Source organism: Acidovorax sp. GW823-FHT02H02, assembly GCF_058797075.1.
Genome location: NZ_JBXAJH010000009.1, coordinates 26,756 through 45,667, shown reverse-complemented (window position 1 = coordinate 45,667; position 18,912 = coordinate 26,756). Strand labels below are relative to the sequence as shown.

Annotated in this window: 18 protein-coding genes; 4 read left to right on the top strand and 14 right to left on the bottom strand. The window is 64.4% G+C overall.

What is annotated here, in order from left to right; all coding sequences use genetic code 11:
• Positions 1–35: 35 nt before the first annotated feature.
• Positions 36–1,232 (top strand): ribonucleotide-diphosphate reductase subunit beta, encoded by a 1,197-nt coding sequence (locus AC1RDS_RS11250; RefSeq protein WP_287878634.1) that lies wholly within the window; start codon positions 36–38, stop codon positions 1,230–1,232.
• Between the two features lie 184 nt (positions 1,233–1,416).
• A complete protein-coding gene (locus AC1RDS_RS11245) occupies positions 1,417–2,013 on the top strand; it encodes a histone (RefSeq protein WP_492227000.1) in 597 nt (198 codons plus the stop codon).
• Positions 2,014–2,233: 220 nt separating this feature from the next.
• On the opposite strand, the gene AC1RDS_RS11240 is transcribed toward AC1RDS_RS11245, so the two are convergent.
• From AC1RDS_RS11240 to AC1RDS_RS11210, 7 genes are all read right to left on the bottom strand, one after another.
• Positions 2,234–3,130 (bottom strand): carbohydrate kinase family protein, encoded by an 897-nt coding sequence (locus tag AC1RDS_RS11240; RefSeq protein WP_287878637.1) that lies wholly within the window; start codon positions 3,128–3,130, stop codon positions 2,234–2,236.
• 22 nt (positions 3,131–3,152) lie between these two features.
• The gene (locus AC1RDS_RS11235) at positions 3,153–4,583 is read right to left on the bottom strand and encodes a zinc-ribbon and DUF3426 domain-containing protein (protein WP_287878640.1); all 1,431 of its coding nucleotides are present in this window, start codon (positions 4,581–4,583) and stop codon (positions 3,153–3,155) included.
• Between the two features lie 55 nt (positions 4,584–4,638).
• Positions 4,639–5,541, bottom strand: a complete 903-nt coding sequence (prmA, locus tag AC1RDS_RS11230; RefSeq protein WP_287878642.1) for a 50S ribosomal protein L11 methyltransferase — start codon at positions 5,539–5,541, stop codon at positions 4,639–4,641.
• A gap of 77 nt (positions 5,542–5,618) precedes the next feature.
• The gene (accC, locus tag AC1RDS_RS11225; protein WP_287878644.1) at positions 5,619–6,968 is read right to left on the bottom strand and encodes an acetyl-CoA carboxylase biotin carboxylase subunit; all 1,350 of its coding nucleotides are present in this window, start codon (positions 6,966–6,968) and stop codon (positions 5,619–5,621) included.
• Between the two features lie 116 nt (positions 6,969–7,084).
• Positions 7,085–7,540 (bottom strand): acetyl-CoA carboxylase biotin carboxyl carrier protein, encoded by a 456-nt coding sequence (accB, locus tag AC1RDS_RS11220; protein ID WP_092696950.1) that lies wholly within the window; start codon positions 7,538–7,540, stop codon positions 7,085–7,087.
• A gap of 150 nt (positions 7,541–7,690) precedes the next feature.
• Positions 7,691–8,272 (bottom strand): TlpA family protein disulfide reductase, encoded by a 582-nt coding sequence (locus AC1RDS_RS11215; RefSeq protein WP_287878647.1) that lies wholly within the window; start codon positions 8,270–8,272, stop codon positions 7,691–7,693.
• Positions 8,269–8,865: a hypothetical protein gene (locus AC1RDS_RS11210; protein WP_287878650.1), complete on the bottom strand. Its 597-nt coding sequence runs from the start codon at positions 8,863–8,865 to the stop codon at positions 8,269–8,271. Before AC1RDS_RS11210 ends, AC1RDS_RS11215 begins: the two co-directional genes overlap by 4 nt.
• Before the next feature lie 196 nt (positions 8,866–9,061).
• Here AC1RDS_RS11210 and mpl point away from each other — a divergent pair, with 196 nt between their 5' ends.
• Positions 9,062–10,483 (top strand): UDP-N-acetylmuramate:L-alanyl-gamma-D-glutamyl-meso-diaminopimelate ligase, encoded by a 1,422-nt coding sequence (gene mpl, locus AC1RDS_RS11205; protein WP_287878652.1) that lies wholly within the window; start codon positions 9,062–9,064, stop codon positions 10,481–10,483.
• Between the two features lie 50 nt (positions 10,484–10,533).
• Here the strand turns inward: mpl and AC1RDS_RS11200 are convergent, their stop codons facing one another.
• From AC1RDS_RS11200 to rodA, 6 genes are all read right to left on the bottom strand, one after another.
• Entirely contained in the window at positions 10,534–10,845 is a 312-nt protein-coding gene (locus AC1RDS_RS11200; RefSeq protein ID WP_092696954.1) for a hypothetical protein, read from the bottom strand.
• Between the two features lie 96 nt (positions 10,846–10,941).
• Positions 10,942–12,063 carry a 3-deoxy-7-phosphoheptulonate synthase gene (locus tag AC1RDS_RS11195; protein WP_092696955.1) on the bottom strand — a complete coding sequence of 374 codons (1,122 nt, stop codon included), beginning with the start codon at positions 12,061–12,063 and terminating at the stop codon, positions 10,942–10,944.
• Between the two features lie 271 nt (positions 12,064–12,334).
• Positions 12,335–12,871, bottom strand: a complete 537-nt coding sequence (locus tag AC1RDS_RS11190; RefSeq protein WP_287878654.1) for a hypothetical protein — start codon at positions 12,869–12,871, stop codon at positions 12,335–12,337.
• A gap of 102 nt (positions 12,872–12,973) precedes the next feature.
• On the bottom strand, positions 12,974–14,458 hold the full coding sequence (gene tldD, locus AC1RDS_RS11185) for a metalloprotease TldD (protein ID WP_287878655.1): 1,485 nt from the start codon (positions 14,456–14,458) through the stop codon (positions 12,974–12,976).
• 82 nt (positions 14,459–14,540) lie between these two features.
• Complete coding sequence (locus AC1RDS_RS11180; RefSeq protein ID WP_287878657.1) at positions 14,541–14,876, bottom strand: YegP family protein; 336 nt, start codon at positions 14,874–14,876, stop codon at positions 14,541–14,543.
• Between the two features lie 88 nt (positions 14,877–14,964).
• Complete coding sequence (gene rodA, locus AC1RDS_RS11175; RefSeq protein WP_287878659.1) at positions 14,965–16,137, bottom strand: rod shape-determining protein RodA; 1,173 nt, start codon at positions 16,135–16,137, stop codon at positions 14,965–14,967.
• 364 nt (positions 16,138–16,501) lie between these two features.
• Here rodA and AC1RDS_RS11170 point away from each other — a divergent pair, with 364 nt between their 5' ends.
• On the top strand, positions 16,502–17,086 hold the full coding sequence (locus AC1RDS_RS11170; protein ID WP_287878662.1) for a YqiA/YcfP family alpha/beta fold hydrolase: 585 nt from the start codon (positions 16,502–16,504) through the stop codon (positions 17,084–17,086).
• Positions 17,087–17,095: 9 nt separating this feature from the next.
• On the opposite strand, the gene AC1RDS_RS11165 is transcribed toward AC1RDS_RS11170, so the two are convergent.
• Positions 17,096–18,709 (bottom strand): Wzy polymerase domain-containing protein, encoded by a 1,614-nt coding sequence (locus AC1RDS_RS11165; protein WP_287878664.1) that lies wholly within the window; start codon positions 18,707–18,709, stop codon positions 17,096–17,098.
• Between the last annotated feature and the right edge of the window lie 203 nt (positions 18,710–18,912).

The window sequence follows — 18,912 nt, the reverse complement described above, 5'->3', positions numbered from 1 at the left end:
AGCACTGCTTTCATAATCCGAACACTGGAAAATCTATGTTGACCTGGGACGAAGAAGTCAAGCCCTCATCGCAAAATCAACTGGACGGCGGTCTGAACAGCAACCGCCTGGCGGGACAACCGCCTCTGTCTTTCCAGACCCCATCACTGCAAACCGCAGGTACTGCCACCACCGCCATCGGTGGTGGCAATGCGCCCACCGCTGCGACCGTACACCGCCGCGTGAACGCCGCAGACAAGCGCATCATCAACGGCCAGACCGACGTCAACCAGCTGGTGCCGTTCAAATACAAGTGGGCCTGGGAAAAGTACCTGGCCACCTGCGCCAACCACTGGATGCCCCAAGAGGTGAACATGACGCGCGACATCGCGTTGTGGAAGGACCCGAACGGCCTGACCGATGACGAGCGCCGCATCATCAAGCGCAACCTCGGCTTCTTCGTGACCGCCGACTCGCTGGCCGCCAACAACATCGTGCTGGGCACCTACCGGCACATCACGGCACCCGAGTGCCGACAGTTCCTGCTGCGCCAGGCATTTGAAGAAGCCATCCACACCCACGCCTACCAGTACATCGTGGAATCGCTGGGCCTGGACGAGAGCGAGATCTTCAACGCCTACAACGAAGTTCAGTCGATCCGCGACAAGGACGAATTCCTGATCCCCTTCATCGAGGCGATCATGGACCCCAACTTTCATACCGGCACACCCGAAACCGATCAGACCCTGCTCAAGTCGCTGATCGTTTTCGCGTGCCTGATGGAAGGCCTGTTCTTCTACGTCGGTTTCACCCAGATCCTGGCGCTGGGCCGCCAGAACAAGATGACCGGTGCCGCCGAGCAGTACCAGTACATCCTGCGCGACGAGTCGATGCACTGCAACTTCGGCATCGACCTGATCAACCAGCTCAAGCTGGAAAACCCCCACCTGTGGACCGCGGAGTTCAAGGCCGAGATCAAGGCGCTGTTCCTCAAGGCGGTCGAGCTGGAATACCGCTATGCCGAAGACACCATGCCCCGCGGCGTGCTGGGCATGAACGCCTCCATGTTCAAGGGCTACCTGCGCTACATCGCCAACCGCCGTGCCACGCAGATCGGGCTCGAAACGCTCTTCCCCAACGAAGAGAACCCGTTCCCGTGGATGAGCGAGATGATCGACTTGAAGAAGGAACGCAACTTCTTCGAGACCCGGGTTATTGAATACCAGTCCGGTGGTGCGCTGTCCTGGGACTAGCGCCTTTTTGCATCACACCACCATGGATCCTTACACCACGCCCAATACACACAGCGCTGCAAAGCGGCGCCGTGCGGGGCGTTCCCGTGTTCATGGGGATGGGGTTCTGCCCCATCTCCATGGATCGCTTTCTGTCCACTGCAGACAGGAAGTGCTCTTTGCAAATTGACCCAAGGAGAACATGATGGCAACTGCGAAAAAACCGGCCGCCAAGAAGGCTGCACCCGCGAAGAAAGCTGCTCCCGCCAAGAAGGTAGTGGCCGCCAAGAAGGCTGCACCCGCGAAGAAAGCTGCACCCGCCAAGAAGGTAGTGGCCGCCAAGAAGGCTGCACCCGCGAAGAAAGCTGCTCCCGCCAAGAAGGTAGTGGCCGCCAAGAAGGCTGCACCGGCGAAGAAAGCTGCTCCCGCCAAGAAGGTAGTGGCCGCCAAGAAGGCTGCACCGGCGAAGAAAGCCGCTCCCGCCAAGAAGGTAGTGGCTGCCAAGAAGGCTGCACCCGCGAAGAAAGCCGCTCCCGCCAAGAAGGTAGTGGCTGCCAAGAAGGCTGCACCGGCGAAGAAGGCTGCTCCCGCCAAGAAGGTAGTGGCTGCCAAGAAGGCTGCGCCCGCAAAGAAAGCCGCTCCTGCCAAGAAAGCTGCGGCACCTGCCCCAAAGGCAGCAGCCCCGGCCAAGAAAGCCGCCCCAGCCAAGAAAGCCGTCAAGACCGCCGCTGCCGCGCCGGCTGCGCAAACCACACTGAATCCCCAGGCAGCCTGGCCCTTCCCTACCGGCACGAAGCCATAAGTCCGGCACACTGCGTGCCCAGCCCGGTGCCTGTGCACCGGGCTTTTTTATGCCAAAACCATAGTGCCCCGCCATCGATAGAGCGGAGACCCATCTCGGCAGCCAGCCCGTTCAGCCCATTTCTCTACCCTGAACCAACGCGAAGGCGCAGCACTGGCAGTACAGATGAAGCCCAACGCAACCAGCCAAGTGACCGCCTCCACCGGATGGAGAAGTGGCGTCAGGCGGGCGTAAAGTCCAGCCGGTAATTTTGTGGACCACGCTGTGCAATCTTGAGCGCTCCGACCCGATTGCCCAACTCCGCGCAACGCACCAGCGGCCAGCCACGCTCCAATCCGAAAAGCAGCGCCCCCCTCCATGCGTCTCCACACCCGGTCGGATCCACCACCTGGGCAGGCTGCACCGCAGGGACCACCGTCTTTTCGCCATCAATCCACACCTCGCAACCCTGGGCTCCCAGCGTAACGACCAACCCCTTCACCTTGCGTGATATGTCAGCGCAAGACCAGCCGGTACGATCGCACAGCATCTTGCCTTCGTAGTCGTTCACGGTAACCCAGGTGGCCTGCTCGACGAACCGGGAAAGTTCCGTTCCGCTGAACATGGGCAGCCCTTGGCCTGGATCGAAGACAAACGGAATATCTGCCGTCACAAACTGGGCCGCATGTTCCAGCATGGCATCCCGTCCATCGGGTGCAACAATGCCAAGGCGCACATCGGCCCGAGGTTCAATGCGATTCACATGGGCCTGCATCATCGCCCCGGGGTGAAAGGCAGTGATCTGGTTATTGTCACGGTCCGTCATGATCATGGCCTGCGCCGTGTAGGTGTCATGGGTTTGACCCACATACGCCGTGCTGATGCCCAACTCTTTCAATCGCACCAGGTAGTCGGCCCCATCACTGCCCAGCATGGCCATGGGCAGCGGCTCCCCCCCCAGCTGCCGCAGACTGTAAGCAATGTTGCCGGCGCATCCACCGAAATCCCGCCGCAAGGAGGGCACAAGGAACGAGACATTGAGAATGTGAAGCTGATCGGGCAGTATCTGCTCGGCGAACCGCCCGTCAAAAGTCATGATGGTGTCAAACGCAAGAGAACCGCAAATCAGTACAGCCATGGCAAGAGGGTAGATCAAGAGATTAGGGATAAAACGCCAGCAACCGGTAGCCCGCCACGCGCGCTCCGCCAGTGGTCACAATGACCGCCACCGAAGAGTTCCAAGCGCCCAGGGCAGGAAGTTCCGCAGGGGCTGTCATCTCCGGCGGTAAAAACACACGCCGCAGTACGGGCTGGTCCTGTGCATCGGTCAATGTCAACTCCATGGCGGGCATGGCCAAGGGGATGTTGGCGCGATTTTTGATGGCGAAGGTCAGCTGGTAGCTGTCTCCGCGCCCCTTGTTGAAGGAAGAGCTGTCAATCACGACATCCGACATCTGTTTCAGCGGAGCCAATGTGCATTGAAATGGTTCGCACAGTGCCTGAAGCCAGGGACGCACACGGGGATCCATGGCCGCGATGCGGTCCCGCTCCTGCAACACAACCTGCAATGCCAGGGTGCACAACAGCACGACCCCGATCGTCCCCAGCACTACTCGCACCAAAGGGCGTCGCCAGAAGGCCTTGCGCTTGGCCGCGCGCACGAAACTCACATCCTCCGCACCCACACTGTCCTCGGGTGGGTCGTACTCTTGCTGCGCTAGGGGCATGCCGTCAGGAGCAGCCACCTCCAACGCCTCGCTTTGACCCCTATCGGGCCTGAGCAAAACCTCCGGTGGAAAGGGCGCTTCCAATGGCTGACTGGACGCCCGCTCTGGTTCGTCTTCCTGCGCCGGTTCGCTCTCGCCCTTGCCGCCAAAGCCGGTCGGTGACGGCGCCTCGTCAGACGGCTTGCGCAGCAACTCCAAAGGCGCATACAACGCACCTGCCGCCGGGATGCCATCCGGCAACCCATCGGCCACATCCGGGTCACCCAGCTCGGCGGTTGGCAGCTCGTAGCCGGCCGGGCATTCGTTGATCCGAATCGCAGGAGTCTCTTCTTTCCGAGACTCCCCTGCCCCCGCCGGAATGGCCGGGGCCCGGTCGGCGACCGCCGGCCCCAGGAAAGTATCGCCTGTCGATCCAACCGACCGCCACGCCAATGTGCCACCTGGCTGCAGGGCCGGGTGCATCTCAGGGGAGAAGACAGTCTCTGCATCGGCGACAAGCAATGCAGAAACCGCAGGCACGGGCACATCCAGCATGGCATCCGATGCCACGGGACCCTCCGGCAAATCCTGTGCACCGACGGGCGGCACGCCGGGCGCCGTCGCTGCAGGCTGCCCCCAGTCAGCATGCGCTCCCCAGACCTGCACATCATCGGTCGCACGCCTGGCAGGTGCCGGTGGGGGTGGCGCTGCCGCCATGCAAACATCCGGCAACAAGACCTGTGGCTCGGACAGCAGCAAATGGGCGGATGCGTCAAATACCTCCTTGCATTGGCCGCATCGCACCCAGCCATCGGAAATGCGCAACTGATCGGCAACCACCTTGAACATCGTCGCGCAGGACGGGCAGCGTGTGATCTGACTCATCTGCGATCCATGGTGGTCGGCGCCCTTCTCAACAAACTGCGGCGGGGTTGCAACTTCAGCGAGCGGCCGTCATGAGAATCCAGCCATCCTCTGTGTCGGCAACCTCCAGGCGGATCCAGGGAGCGTAAGCCTCCTGCAGCTCCTGCGCCTGGCGCTCCAGGATACCTGCCAGCACGAGGTGTCCGCCCGGAGCCACATGCGCGCACAACAAGGGTGCCAGCACCTTCAACGGGGTGGCCAGAATGTTGGCCAGCACGGTCTGATAAAGCCCGTGTGCCTGGTCCGGCAGGCCGGCATGCACCAGCACACCATTGGCTTGGGCATTCTGCACCGTGGACTCGACGGCAGCCGGATCAATGTCCACCGCATCGATGTCGGTTGCACCGAACTTCGCCGCACCGATGGCCAGGATGCCCGAACCACAGCCATAGTCCAGCACACGCCCGAGGGGATTGCCCACCCCGGCGCTGGTGACACCGTGGCGCGCAATCCACCGCAGGCACATGCGCGTGGTGGGATGGGTGCCCGTGCCAAAAGCCAGCCCCGGATCCAGCCGGATGCTGCGCAGCGCCTGCGCAGGCAGCTCGTGCCAGGTCGGAACAATCCAGAAATCCGCCGTGATATCCACGGGTGCAAACTGTGACTGGGTGAGCCGCACCCAGTCCTGATCCGGCACGCGTGCCAACCCCAGCACCTGGCACCCCGCGAAGAAATCCTGCACCGCCAGCAACTGCTGCGCCTCGCGGGCAACCGCTTCGGTCGCGAACAATGACACCACCCGGCTGCGCTGCCAACCATCCTTGGGCGGCGGCATGCCCGGCTCGCCGAACAAGGCCTGCTCGGCATCGGTCTGCGCATCTGCATCCTCCACCGAAACGCTCAGCGCGTCCAGCGCGTCCAGCGCATCGCTCACCGCCTCAATGCGGTCTTCGGGACACATCAGGCTCAGCTCAAACATGGGACATGCCTCTCAGAAAAAATGAAATGCTGGCACCCGTTGCCAGGAGCCAGCATGAAACGATGCACAAGGTGGCTTCACCGCTTGTGCTGGGACAGCCACTCTTCCAGGTAGTGGATGTTGGTACCACCCGCCACAAACTTGGCATCCACCATCAGTTCGCGGTGCAGCGGCACATTGGTGTTGATCCCCTCGATCACCGTTTCCGACAGCGCCGTGCGCATGCGGGCCAGGGCCTGCTCACGCGTATCGCCGTGCACGATGATCTTGCCGATCATCGAATCGTAGTTCGGGGGCACAAAATAATTGGTATATGCGTGCGAGTCCACGCGCACCCCCGGACCACCCGGCGCATGCCACATGGTGATGCGCCCCGGCGAAGGGATGAACTTGTAGGGGTCTTCGGCATTCACCCGGCATTCGATGGCATGGCCACGGATTTCAATTTGCCGCTGCGTGAAGGGAAGCTTCTCACCGGCTGCCACCATGATCTGCGTGCGCACGATGTCCACACCCGTGATCCATTCGGTCACCGGATGCTCCACCTGGACGCGCGTATTCATCTCGATGAAATAGAACTCGCCGTTTTCATACAGGAACTCGAAAGTACCCGCACCGCGGTAGCCGATCTTCTTGCAGGCGGCCACGCAGCGCTCCCCGATCCGCTCGATCAGCTTGCGGGGAATGCCGGGCGCCGGCGCCTCTTCGATCACCTTCTGGTGGCGGCGCTGCATCGAGCAGTCACGCTCGCCCAGGTACACCGCGTTACGGTGCTTGTCGGCCAGGATCTGGATCTCGATATGGCGGGGGTTCTGCAGGAACTTCTCCATGTACACCGCCGGGTTGCCAAACGCAGCACCCGCCTCGGCCTTGGTCATCTGCACGGCATTGACCAGCGCCGCCTCGGTGTGCACCACGCGCATGCCGCGGCCGCCGCCACCGCCAGCAGCCTTGATGATCACCGGATAACCCACCGCCTTGGCAATGCGACGGATCTGCACCGGATCGTCCGGCAATTCGCCGTCCGACCCCGGCACACACGGCACACCCGCGCGAATCATCGCCTGCTTGGCCGACACCTTGTCGCCCATCATGCGGATGTTTTCAGGGGTGGGGCCGATGAACTGGAAACCACTCTTTTCCACGCGCTCGGCAAAGTCGGCGTTCTCGGACAGGAAACCATAGCCGGGGTGGATGGCTTCTGCATCCGTCACCTCGGCGGCCGAGATGATGGCGGGCATGTTGAGATAGGACAGCGGCGAAGGCGCCGGGCCAATGCACACGGCCTCTTCGGCCAGCTTCACATACTTGGCATCACGATCGGCCTCGGAATAGACCATCACGGCCTTCACACCCAGCTCCTGGCAGGCACGCTGGATCCGAAGGGCGATTTCGCCGCGATTGGCGACCAGAATCTTTTTAAACATGGGTTGTCTCGCGGCTCATCGCCTGCACGCTGGCGCGTGCCAGTGCAATTTGCTTCGCCTTGCCTGCGGCAAGAACGCCGCGATTCGCAACAAGGATCTTCTTGAACATGAACGCCTTACTCGATCACGAACAGGGGCTGCCCGTATTCGACGGCCTGGCCGTTCTCGCCCAGTATCTTGGTCACGGTGCCGGACTTGTCGGCCTCGATCTCATTGAGGATCTTCATCGCCTCGATGATGCAGACCGTCTCGCCTTCCTTGACCTGGCTGCCCACCTCGACGAAGGCCTTGGCGCCCGGGCTCGACGAACGGTAGAACGTGCCAACCATGGGAGACTTCACCACATGGCCAGTCGGCGCTGCAGCCACCGGGGCGGGCAACTCCGCCACAGCCACCGGAGCGGCTGCTGCAGCAGCAGCCGGCGCGGGCATGGGGGCTGGAACATATTGCTGCACCACGGCGCCGCCACTCTTGACGATGCGGACCTTGCCCTCGGCTTCGGTAATCTCGAGTTCAGACACATTCGACTCGGATACCAGGTCGATCAGGGTTTTGAGTTTTCGCAAATCCATGGGAGCTCCAACGGCCATAAAACTGAATAAGGCGCGAATTTACTCCAATTTCAGCCTATTTCAGTCTTCAGCGCACATTTTTCACCGCTGACAGCAGGGTATTGCCGCTGGACCACCGTCAATCCGGCCACGCCCCGCGCCGCACCATGTTCAGCGCATGGCCACCCATGTTTGCAGATCCTGCGGGGTGACTTGCCCCATTTTACGATGCAACACCCTCCCTTCCGCGCTGAAAACCACCGTAAAAGGCAGCCCACCTGTCAGGTTGCCCAGGGAGCGCCCAAGCTCCGAGCCCCCCAGCCCCGCCAACCCCACCGGAAAGTCAAGCGGCAGACGGGTCAGGAATTTCCGCACCGAAGACGGCTGATCAATCGCCAATCCCACCACTTGCCAGCCTTTTTCCTTGTTGTTGCGGTGAAAGGTGTTGAGCATGGGCAATTCGTCCACACAAGGAGGACACCAGGTTGCCCAGAAGTTGAGCAGCAGGGGCTTGCCAGCAAACGCCTGCATGGCCAGGCGCGCGCCCTCGGGCGTATCGAATGCCTGTGTCCACAACGCCTGTTCGGCGCCCGCCTGCATGGCGTGGGGCTGCAGGCGCCACCATGCCAGGCCCGCACCACCAGCGGCAGCGGCTGCAGCCACGCCGGCATACAGCGCTCGGCGCCGGCTCATGGGCACGCTGCCATGGGCTGGCGCAACAGCAGGAGAAAACTCGGTAATGGGTGCAGTCATGGAGCATTTTCTTGGAGAAGACGCCGCAAGGCAGTGATGTCGCCCCGCGGCGATCGCCCCTTGGCATCAGGGCGCAAAGCCCCGCGCAAATCGTCGAGATCGTAGATCAACAGATGCACGCCGATCATTTCACCCAATTCGGGGCACATGCTGCCCACGCTCAGGGCCTCGACAGATTCGCCATGGAAGCCTGTGACGGTGCGTGGCTCATAGTCCACCTGGTGATCTATCAACGCGATCTCGGCGGATTTGGAGTCATCACAGAACAACTGCAAATAAATATCCGACAGCCGGGTGGCCGTACCATGCCATACCGCCCCGCCCAGGTGGGGCCGGAAGGCGGCCATGCGCTCCATCCAGACCAGGGCCAGCTGGCGGAGGGCGTGCAATTCATGGGGCTGGGTATCGGCGCAGAACAGGGCGATGTACTCGCGCACGGCATCTTCCACCTGGTCATTGTCGGGCAGGGCGGTGCGTGCCGGCAGGCCGAGTTCGCGCACGGCGCGGCGCTTGGCAGGCCCCCATTCCAGCCCTTCTTCCACGACCAGCCGGGCAGTGGTGCTGGCGATTTCGGCGCTCAAAGGTGTAGGCATGGCGGCGTTGGATGGCGTTGGAAGCGCTATTGTGGCGCCAACCCATGGCGGACCGCCACTGCGCGCCCCATGGCCCGCCGCAGTGACGGTCATTGCCCCCGGACACCCCGGCAGACACTATGTTTTTCATAGCTTCTCGCGCATACCATGAAAGAGCTACCGGTCATTTTTTGGTTGAACCTTAGAATCTGCGCCCATGCACATACACATACTGGGAATCTGCGGAACATTCATGGGCGGCCTGGCGGCGCTGGCGCGCGAAGCCGGCCACAAGGTCACCGGATGCGATGCCGGCGTTTACCCGCCCATGAGCGACCAGTTGCGGGCCCTGGGCATCGAGCTGATCGAAGGATTTGGCGCGGACCAGCTGGCGCTGCGACCCGATGTGTTCGTGGTGGGCAATGTAGTCAGCCGCGCCCGGCTGGCCGACGGCAGCCCGAAATTCCCCCTCATGGAAGCCATCCTGGACGCCGGCCTGCCCTACACCAGCGGCCCGCAGTGGCTGGCCGAGCAGGTCCTGCAGGGCCGGCATGTGCTGGCGGTGGCCGGGACCCACGGCAAGACCACCACCACGTCGATGCTGGCCTGGATCCTGGAGAGTGCAGGGCAACAGCCGGGATTTCTGATTGGCGGCGTGCCCCTCAATTTCGGGGTGTCCGCCCGACTGGGCGCCACGCAGCGTCCCCACGCAGGCGAGGGACCGCTGGGCCACAGCCCGCTGTTCGTCATCGAGGCCGACGAATACGACACGGCCTTTTTCGACAAGCGCAGCAAGTTCGTGCACTACCGCCCCCGTACGGCGGTGCTGAACAACCTGGAGTTCGACCACGCCGACATTTTTGACGACCTGGCCGCCATCGAGCGCCAGTTCCACCACCTGGTGCGCACTGTGCCGCCCTCGGGCCGCGTGGTCGTCAACGGGCTGGAAGAAAGCCTGACCCGCGTGCTGCACGCCGGCTGCTGGAGCACGGTGAGCAGCTTCGGCGCCGCCGTGAGCGATTTTTCTGCGCAGGGCGATCCGCAAGCCTTTGATGTGCTGCACCGGGGCTCGGCCGTGGCGCGGGTGCAATGGGGCCTGACGGGCGTGCACAACCAGCTCAATGCGCTGGCGGCCATCGCAGCGGCCCACCATGTGGGCGTGCCGGTGCAGCAGGCCGCACAGGCGCTGGCCGATTTTCAGAATGTCAAACGCCGCATGGAACTGCGCGGCACCGTGGGCAACATCGCCGTGTACGACGATTTTGCGCACCACCCCACGGCATTGCGCACCACGCTCGATGGCCTGCGCCGCAGCCTGGGGCCCGATGCCCGCATCCTGGCCGTGTTCGAGCCGCGCAGCAACACCATGAAACTGGGCGCCATGAAAAGCCAGCTGCCCTGGGCGCTGGAGCCGGCCAACCTGGTCTTTTGCCACACGGCCGGGCTGGACTGGGATGCGGCACAGGCCCTGGCACCACTGGGTGTGGGCCCCGGCCAGCGCGCGCAAACCGCGGCAGACATCGACACCCTGGTCAGCCAGGTCCTGCAGGCGGCGCAGCCAGGGGATCACATCGTCTGCATGAGCAACGGCGGCTTTGGCGGGGTGCACGAACGGTTGCTGAGCTCACTATCAAAATAATAGCATTAGCGCTTTAACCTTAAGCGCCAGCAGCCATTTTCACCGGATACTCAGTAAGACACCGCCATGCCCGGCACGTCCACCCGCACCACGGGCTTGGCCAGCGCGGCACTGGCAGCACGGGCAAAGTCGCGCGACCAGACGGGATCGTTGAACAGCGAGGCGCCCGCAGCCCGCGCCACGGTCAGCACCTTGTCGGCCAGCAATACCTTGCCGCTGGCGCGCAGGGGTTCGCAATCAAGGGCTGTGAACTGATCGTCGAGCCAGCGGCGCGCGGCTTCGTTTGCCAGCGGCTCCTGGCCCTGCAGATCAAAACGGAATTCCTGGTTTCCAGTCAGTTGGACCGACACTTCGCTGTGCATGATGGGTTGCCTTTCTGGCGCAAGGTGGATGCAAGGGCCGGGGCCGCACGCCTGGCGCGCACCCCGGAGGTTTGAGCTTACACCGCCGCTGCGGAATCAGCGGGCGCGGCGGGCCAGCACGGCGGCCGAGAGCTCGGCCAGCGACTGCAGCGAGTCGTCCCAGCCCAGGCAGGCATCGGTGATGCTCTTGCCATACTCCAGCGCGCCGGGCTGGTCCTTGCCGGGCGAGAACTTCTGGGCACCGGCGTGCAGGTGGCTCTCGATCATGAGGCCGAACACGCTGCGCGAGCCGCCCGCGATCTGGGCAGCAATGTCGCGCGCCACATCCAGCTGCTTTTCATGCTGTTTGCTGCTGTTGGCGTGGCTGCAATCGACCATCAGGGTGGCCGGCAAGTGGGCGGCTTCCAGGTCCTTGCAGGCAGCGGCGACGCTGGCGGCATCGTAGTTGGGCGCCTTGCCGCCGCGCAGGATGACGTGGCAGTCCTTGTTGCCCTTGGTGTTGACGATGGCGACCTGGCCGTTCTTGTGCACCGACAGGAAATGGTGGCCCCGGCTGGCGGACTGGATGGCATCGGTGGCGATGCGGATGTTGCCGTCCGTTCCGTTCTTGAAACCGATGGGCGCCGACAGCCCAGAGGCCAGCTCGCGGTGCACCTGGCTCTCGGTGGTGCGGGCCCCGATGGCACCCCAGCTGATGAGGTCGCCGATGTACTGGGGCGAGATCACGTCCAGAAATTCGCTGCCCGCCGGGATGCCCAGGCGATTGATCTCGATCAGCAGCTGGCGCGCGATGCGCAGCCCTTCGTCGATGCGGTAGCTTTCATCGAGGTAGGGGTCGTTGATCAGGCCCTTCCAGCCCACCGTGGTGCGGGGTTTCTCGAAATACACACGCATCACGATCTCCAGCGTGTCGGCGTACTGGGCCCGCACCGCAGCAAGGCGGCGGGCGTATTCCAGCGCGGCAGCCGGGTCATGGATGGAACAGGGGCCGATCACCACCAGCAGGCGGTCGTCCTTGCCGGCCATGATGCGGTGGATGTTCTTGCGGGTCTGGGTGATCAGCGTTTCCACCGGCGTTCCGCTGATGGGGAAAAAGCGGATCAGGTGTTCGGGAGGTGGCAACACGGTGATGTCCTTGATACGTTCGTCGTCGGTCTGGCTGGTTTTCTCGACGCTGCGGTACCAGGCATCGCTGGCGGGGGTGGTGTGTGCCGTCATGGTTGCTTCCTCGTGGAGTGAAATGTCAGAAGGTCAGAAAAACAAAAACCGCCGGGCTCTTCAGCGTCGGCGGTTGGTATGGGGAGGTTGTGTGGGCTTGCGCGCTGTCCTCTCATCCGCCGGGGACTGAGATCCAAAACCAAAAATAAAAAGCGCTGCGGACTTGCATGGAGATCAATGTAGCACAGTGTTTGCCGCACCGCAGCAAGCCCGGTGCATTGTGGCGTGGCGGCAACTATCGCGCGATCCGCCAGGGTGCGCGGCTGAAGCCCTATGGCCGCAGGCGCCGCAGCCACGCCCGCAGGCGCTGCCAGCGCGACGGGCGCTGTGGCAACACGCCGGGCAAATCGCTTTGCGGGCCACTGCCGTGCTCGTACATGTCAATGAGCAGCAATGCGTCGCCCAGCGTACGCCAGGCCAGCAGTTCAAATTGCCGAAAGCTGGCACCTTCCTGGCTGCTGTGGCGCTCCAGCGCCTGCTGCCATGCGGCGATGGCATCACGCAGCTCCCGCAGCGCCCGCTGGTAGACGCCGAACTCGTACAACGCGTGCCAGGCGGAACCCAGCCCTGTGAGAAAAAGCTGGTGCTCCCGGGCGCACTGGGCCAGATCTCCCACGCGACGGGTGATGGCCGTGGCGTCGGCTCCGGTGCGGCGCAGGCGGGTGGCTTCGTCGATCTGCATCGACAGCGCCCCCAGCTTGTCCCGCAGCAGGAGGGAATCCTCGTCTGCCCCGCCTTCGCGCAGGAAACGGCTGATGTCGCCGAACGACTGGAGTGTGTGCTGCAAACTGGAAAGTGGCGCAGGCATGCACGCCATTGTGCGCCGCCGCTTGCGGGCTGTCGCCCCCTGCGCGGCCCACTCAGCGCCACCATGCGCGCAAGCAGCAGCCGGGGCGTTGTCGGTGCAGCGTCAGGCGGTTCCGCCCACCGTCAGCCCGTCGATGCGCAGGGTGGGCTGGCCCACGCCCACCGGCACGCTCTGGCCTTCCTTGCCACAGGTGCCCACGCCGCTGTCGAGCGCCATGTCGTTGCCGATCATGCTGACATGCTTGAGGCATTCGGGGCCGCTGCCCACGATGGTCGCGCCCTTGACCGGGTAGAGGATCTTGCCGTTTTCCACCCAGTAGGCCTCGCTGGCGCTGAACACGAACTTGCCCGAGGTGATGTCCACCTGCCCGCCGCCGAAGTTGGTGGCGTACAGGCCCTTCTGGATGCTGGCGACGATCTCTTGCGGATCCTTGTCGCCGCCCAGCATGTAGGTGTTGGTCATGCGCGGCATGGGGATGTGCGCATAGCTCTCGCGCCGGCCATTGCCCGTGGGCGCCACGCCCATGAGGCGGGCGTTGAGCGAATCCTGGATGTAGCCCTTGAGGATGCCATCCTCGATCAGCACATTGCGCTGGCTGGTGTTGCCCTCGTCGTCCACATTGAGCGAACCGCGCCGGTCGGCGATGGTGCCGTCATCGAGGACGGTGACCCCCTTGGCCGCCACGCGCTGGCCGATGCGGCCACTGAAGGCGCTGGATCCCTTGCGGTTGAAGTCACCCTCCAGCCCATGGCCGATGGCCTCGTGCAGCAGGATGCCAGGCCAGCCGGGGCCCAGGACCACCGTCATCTCGCCCGCAGGCGCGGGGCGCGATTCCAGATTGACCAGGGCGGCGTTCACCGCCTCGTCCACATATCTGGCGATCTGCGCATCGTCGAAGTACGCCAGGCCGAAGCGCCCACCACCACCGGCCGAGCCCATTTCACGGCGACCGTTCTGCTCGGCGATCACGGTGACCGACAGCCGCACCAGCGGCCGCACATCGGCGGCCAGCGTGCCGTCCGCGCGGGCCACCAGCACCACGTCGTATTCGCTGGCCAGGCCGGCCATGACCTGGGCCACGCGCGGGTCCTTGGCGCGGGCACGCTGCTCCACCTGCCCGAGCAGGGCCACCTTGGCCGTGCTGTCCAGTGTCGAGATGGGATCCACGCCGGGATACAGGCTGCGCCCGACAGCTATCTTTTTGGAAGCTACTCGTACACGCCCTTTCTGTGCTGCCGCCGAAATAGACCGCACAGTGCGGGCTGCATCGAGCAGCGAGGCATCGGAGATGTCGTCGGAATAGGCAAACGCCGTCTTCTCGCCGCTGACGGCGCGCACCCCCACGCCCTGGTCGATGGAAAACGAACCCGTCTTGACGATGCCCTCTTCCAGGCTCCAGCCTTCGCTGCGGGTGTACTGAAAATACAGGTCGGCATCGTCCACCTGGTGGGTGCGAATTTCCGCCAGCGCACGCGCCAGATGGTTTTCATCGAGGCCAAAAGGCGTCAGGAGCAACTGTCGGGCAACATCAATGCGCTGCCGGGTGGACTCGCGCTGTGGCGCGACAGAGGGGGAGCGTGAGGACATGCGGGCATTTTAGGCGCGCCGCCATGCCCTTCGCGGGGCAGGGGCGCAACCCACGCGGTACGCGCCCACCGCTGCCGGGGAATTACATCGTCTGGTCGTCTGTCACCGCCCCGGGGGCGTTGCTCTTGACCGATTCAATGCCGTCATCGCGGGCCTTTTCGCCGGAAAACATCTGGCTCTGGCCGATGACCTGGCCATTGCCCGCCTTGAGCGTGAAATAGGGCGATCCATCCTTGGCGCTCAGCCGCCCGAAGCGGCCATCGTCGGGAGCATTCTTCTTGACGGATTCGATGCCGTTGAGCGCACTGGCCTTGGACTCGTAGAGTTCGCTGGTCAAAATGACCTTGCCGTTGTCCGCCAGCAGATTGAAGACGAACTTGTCGTTCTTGGATTTTTTCAGCTCAAACCTTGACGCCATGGGAAGCACCTCCGGATTAATGCCAAAGCACGGTTGGCAACCGGGTTGTACCCGCAAGCCCCCTGCAGCGCAATGGGGCGCCGGCCCCTCACAGCGCGGGCCGGGCGTCCTTGGGATCGATGCGCTGGGCCCGGGCGACCGACATCAGGATGCCCAGCGCCAGCCCCAGCGTGACCATGGCCGTGCCGCCGTAGCTGATGAACGGCAGCGGCACGCCCACCACGGGCAGGATGCCACTGACCATGCCCATGTTCACAAAGGCATAGGTGAAAAAGATCATCGACACTGCCCCTGCCATGAGCCGCCCGAACAGGGTCGTTGCGCCCACCGCGATGGCCAGCCCGCGCCACACCAGCAGCAAGAAGCACACGATCAGGAACAGGTTGCCGGCCAGGCCGAACTCTTCGGAAAAGGCGGCAAAGATGAAGTCGGTCGTGCGCTCGGGAATGAACTCGAGGTGGGTCTGCGTGCCCGCCATGAAGCCCTTGCCAAAGATGCCGCCCGAGCCAATCGCAATCATGCCCTGGATGATGTGGAATCCCTTGCCCAGCGGATCCCGTGAGGGATCGAGCAAAGTGCAGATGCGCTGCTGCTGGTAGTCATGCAGGACCGACCAGCGCACCCCTTCGGCGCACAGCTGGGGCTCCAGGGAGACCAGCAGCACGATGCCCACGGCGCCCAGCAGCACCGGGGGCAGCACCAGCTTCCACGACAGGCCGGCAAAAAAGATCACCGACAGCCCCGCCGCCAGCACCAGCAGCGAAGTGCCCAGGTCGGGCTGCTTCATGATCAGGCCCACCGGAACGACCAGCAGCAGCCCGGCCGCGGCAAAATCGAGTGGCCGCAACTGGCCCTCGCGCTTCTGAAACCACCAGGCCAGCATCAGCGGCATGGCGATCTTGAGGATTTCGCTGGGCTGGATGACGATGCCCAGATTGATCCAGCGCTGGGCGCCTTTCTTGGTAATACCGAACAGCGCCACTGCCACCAGCAGCACCACCCCCACGGCGTAAAGGGGCACGGCCATGGCCATGAGCTTTTGTGGCGGCACCTGGGCCACCATGAACAGGATGGCGGCCGCAATCAGCATGTTGCGCCCATGGTCCATGAAGCGCGAACCATGGTCGTAGCCCGACGAATACATGGCCAGCAGCCCGGCGCTGGCCAGCATCGCCACCACCAGGACGAGCGGCCAGTCAAACCCCTGAAACAGGGGCACGAAACGCTGGGTGAGAGAGGGTTTGTCAAAAACGGCGGCCATGGCGCAATTATCGGCCCCCGCCAGGGCTACCCAGTCAACGCAGGCCGCGTCAGCCCGTCTGCCGCAAGGCCATCACGGCCCCTCTGCGCTGACGTAGCGCGCCACCTGCGGCCGCCTTGGGCGCCAGATAGGCCGGCCTGCACACCGCGCCCCAGCACCCGCAGCAGCTCGAAACGGCCCAGCACAGGGAGCCCCCCCCCCGGAACCCGGCGGTTGGCGGTGGAAAGCGGGGCAAAATCGAGCGTGGTGTGCGCTGGCAAAACCGCGGGCCGCACGACGTAGCCCCCTGGGACACGGGTCGTATGCTGGCGCCGCACCCGCCCAAGGCAGCAATGGCCCCGCCAGTCCCCGCACCGAGAGCCCCATGACCACCACACACCTGCTGTACCTGCACGGTTTTCGCTCCTCCCCCCAGTCGGCCAAGGCCAGGCTGATGGCGGCCTATGTGGCGCAGCACCATCCTGCGGTGCACTGGTGGTGTCCCCAGCTGCCGCCCTCGCCCCGCGCTGCCATGACCCTGGTGGCGCAAGGCATCGCTGCCTGGCCGCGCGCCTCGATGGCCGTGGTGGGCTCTTCGCTGGGAGGCTTCTATGCCAGCTGGGTGGCGCGGCACACTGGTTGCCCCAGTGTCCTGCTGAACCCTGCCGTGGACCCGGCACGGGACCTGGTACGCCATATTGGCGAGCAAACGGCATGGCATGACCCGACAGAACGCTTCTTCTTCCTGCCGGAATACATCGCCGAGCTGCAGGCCCTGGCCGCAGACCGCTCCCTGCCCGTGGGCCCCGAGCTGGCCATCATCGCCAAGGGCGACGAGGTGCTGGACTGGCGGGAAATGGTGGCGCGCTACCCCGACGCCCGGTTGACGCTGCTCGAAGGCGGCGACCATGCGCTCAGCAACTTCAAAGACCACCTGCCGGCCGTGGCGCAGTTTCTGCAACTGGCGTAAGCCGAAGGCTCACGGCGCAGCGGGCGGTGCGGGGCGCTGGACGCTCGCCCAGTGCGCATGCTCCTCGGGATAGGCTGCACGGTAACGCCGCAGCTGGAATGCCACCTCGTCGTCCCTGCCCAGCAGCAGCGCACTTTCGATCAGCTTCTCGATGACGCGGGGCTCGGGAGAAAAATGCAGCAGCTTCGTGGCCAGCGCATGCACTTGCCGGGCGTTCTCATGGGTCAGCGCGGTGGTGGTCAGCAACGCAAAATCCACCTGGTCGGTGAACAGCACGGTGTTGGACACCTTGGCCAGGGTGTTGCCCTGGTAGGCCGGCGGCCGGGAATCCATGGGGCGGTAAAGCTGGCTGACACGGTAGTAATCCCACGCCACGGCCGCGCCCACCCCGCACACGGCCACCAGGGCCACCGCAGCGCTGGCCACCAGCGCCGGAGAACGCACCCAGCCCAGCAGCGCCCGCCGCCACAGCAGCGCCAGCGCCAGCACCGTGACCAGCTGAAAAGGCCCATACCACAGGGGGAACTCCACCATGCTGTGCAAGCCAATGATGGCCAGCGCCCCCCAGGCCAGCTGGCGCACCGCATCCGTCTCCGCCCAAGGCCGCGCGCGCACCACCCCAACCAGCACGGCGCCGCATGCGATGGCAGCCACCGGCAGGCCCAGCTCCACCGCCAGATGCAAAGGCAGGTTGTGGGCATTGTCGAGCAGCGTGCAAAAGCGCTCCCCCGGAAACAGCGTCATGTAGTGCGCATAGTCCAGCTCGCCCCAGCCCCAGCCCGTCCAGGGCTTCTGGGCAATCAGGTAGAGCACGTTGGACCACAGCGCCCGCCGGCTGCCACAGGCCTGCGTGTCGCCCCCCAGGCGGGTGAACACCCCCTCGGTGGCAAACCCCGTCCAGTCCTGCAACAGAACCGGCAGCATCCAGCCGGCCAGGGCATACAGCAGCATCCCGACCAGGGCCAGGCCCACCGCCAGGTGCCCGCCAGTGCCGCGCCACAGCACCAGCAGCGCCACCATCAGCAGCCACTGCATCGCCCCGGTGCGCGATGCAGTGGCCGCGCTGCCCGCCGCCAGCAACGCCAGCGCCGCAACCACCAGCAGGCCCACCAGCCACGACGGCCACATGCGCCCGCCCCCCAGCAAGGCTTGCTGCACAGGCGTGGACGGCGCTGCGCGGCCAGCCACCAGCCGCGCCTGCACCTGCGCCACCACCCACAGCAGCGCCCATACCCCCAGGCTCATCAGCGATGCCTGCTGGTTGCGCTGGCGCAGGTTGCCGATGGCCTGCCCTGGCGTGGAGGGCTGCACCCAGGGCGACAGCCCGGGGTCGCCCAGAAAGTACTGCAGCAAGCCGGCCACCCCGGCCAGCAAGGCCGCCAGCAGCAGGCCCACCGCCAGCTGCGCTGCCAGGAAAGCACGGCCATGCGGCGCCAGGGCTGCATCCGGCGCGCGGCGCAACCACCCGGTCCGGCACACCACCAGCAGGGCCAGCACGGCCGCGCAAACCCACGCCGCTGCCAGGGGCCAGAAATTGGAGGATGGGGGCTGCGGGTACGAGAACAGAAACGGCACAGCCACTGCCAGCAGGGTCAGCGGTGCGGCAATGGCATCCAGACGCATTTCAATGAACCCAAGTCTTCATGCAAAAGCCCTGGATCATAGGGGCGGGCCGGCAGCACCTGCACCGGCCGCGCTGCCCCTCCCCCCGCAGATCGGCAACACCAGCCTGCCGGCCCTGGGCCCACAGGCTGGCGCCCACAGCCGCCCACCGTATCGATGTCCCGGCCCTGCGGGCCTGCACTGACCAGGATACCGATCAGCCG

Excerpts from the sequence above, each read along its gene's own strand:
- AC1RDS_RS11200 (WP_092696954.1), bottom strand. The coding sequence starts at position 10,845 with ATGCACAGCGAAGTGTCGGTCCAACTGACTGGAAACCAGGAATTCCGT.
- AC1RDS_RS11215 (WP_287878647.1), bottom strand. The coding sequence starts at position 8,272 with ATGACTGCACCCATTACCGAGTTTTCTCCTGCTGTTGCGCCAGCCCAT.
- AC1RDS_RS11245 (WP_492227000.1), top strand. The coding sequence starts at position 1,417 with ATGGCAACTGCGAAAAAACCGGCCGCCAAGAAGGCTGCACCCGCGAAG.
- AC1RDS_RS11250 (WP_287878634.1), top strand. The coding sequence starts at position 36 with ATGTTGACCTGGGACGAAGAAGTCAAGCCCTCATCGCAAAATCAACTG.
- prmA (WP_287878642.1), bottom strand. The coding sequence starts at position 5,541 with ATGTTTGAGCTGAGCCTGATGTGTCCCGAAGACCGCATTGAGGCGGTG.
- mpl (WP_287878652.1), top strand. The coding sequence starts at position 9,062 with ATGCACATACACATACTGGGAATCTGCGGAACATTCATGGGCGGCCTG.
- AC1RDS_RS11240 (WP_287878637.1), bottom strand. The coding sequence starts at position 3,130 with ATGGCTGTACTGATTTGCGGTTCTCTTGCGTTTGACACCATCATGACT.
- accB (WP_092696950.1), bottom strand. The coding sequence starts at position 7,540 with ATGGATTTGCGAAAACTCAAAACCCTGATCGACCTGGTATCCGAGTCG.
- AC1RDS_RS11165 (WP_287878664.1), bottom strand. The coding sequence starts at position 18,709 with ATGCGTCTGGATGCCATTGCCGCACCGCTGACCCTGCTGGCAGTGGCT.
- AC1RDS_RS11170 (WP_287878662.1), top strand. The coding sequence starts at position 16,502 with ATGACCACCACACACCTGCTGTACCTGCACGGTTTTCGCTCCTCCCCC.
- AC1RDS_RS11180 (WP_287878657.1), bottom strand. The coding sequence starts at position 14,876 with ATGGCGTCAAGGTTTGAGCTGAAAAAATCCAAGAACGACAAGTTCGTC.
- rodA (WP_287878659.1), bottom strand. The coding sequence starts at position 16,137 with ATGGCCGCCGTTTTTGACAAACCCTCTCTCACCCAGCGTTTCGTGCCC.
- tldD (WP_287878655.1), bottom strand. The coding sequence starts at position 14,458 with ATGTCCTCACGCTCCCCCTCTGTCGCGCCACAGCGCGAGTCCACCCGG.
- accC (WP_287878644.1), bottom strand. The coding sequence starts at position 6,968 with ATGTTTAAAAAGATTCTGGTCGCCAATCGCGGCGAAATCGCCCTTCGG.
- AC1RDS_RS11210 (WP_287878650.1), bottom strand. The coding sequence starts at position 8,865 with ATGCCTACACCTTTGAGCGCCGAAATCGCCAGCACCACTGCCCGGCTG.
- AC1RDS_RS11235 (WP_287878640.1), bottom strand. The coding sequence starts at position 4,583 with ATGAGTCAGATCACACGCTGCCCGTCCTGCGCGACGATGTTCAAGGTG.
- AC1RDS_RS11190 (WP_287878654.1), bottom strand. The coding sequence starts at position 12,871 with ATGCCTGCGCCACTTTCCAGTTTGCAGCACACACTCCAGTCGTTCGGC.
- AC1RDS_RS11195 (WP_092696955.1), bottom strand. The coding sequence starts at position 12,063 with ATGACGGCACACACCACCCCCGCCAGCGATGCCTGGTACCGCAGCGTC.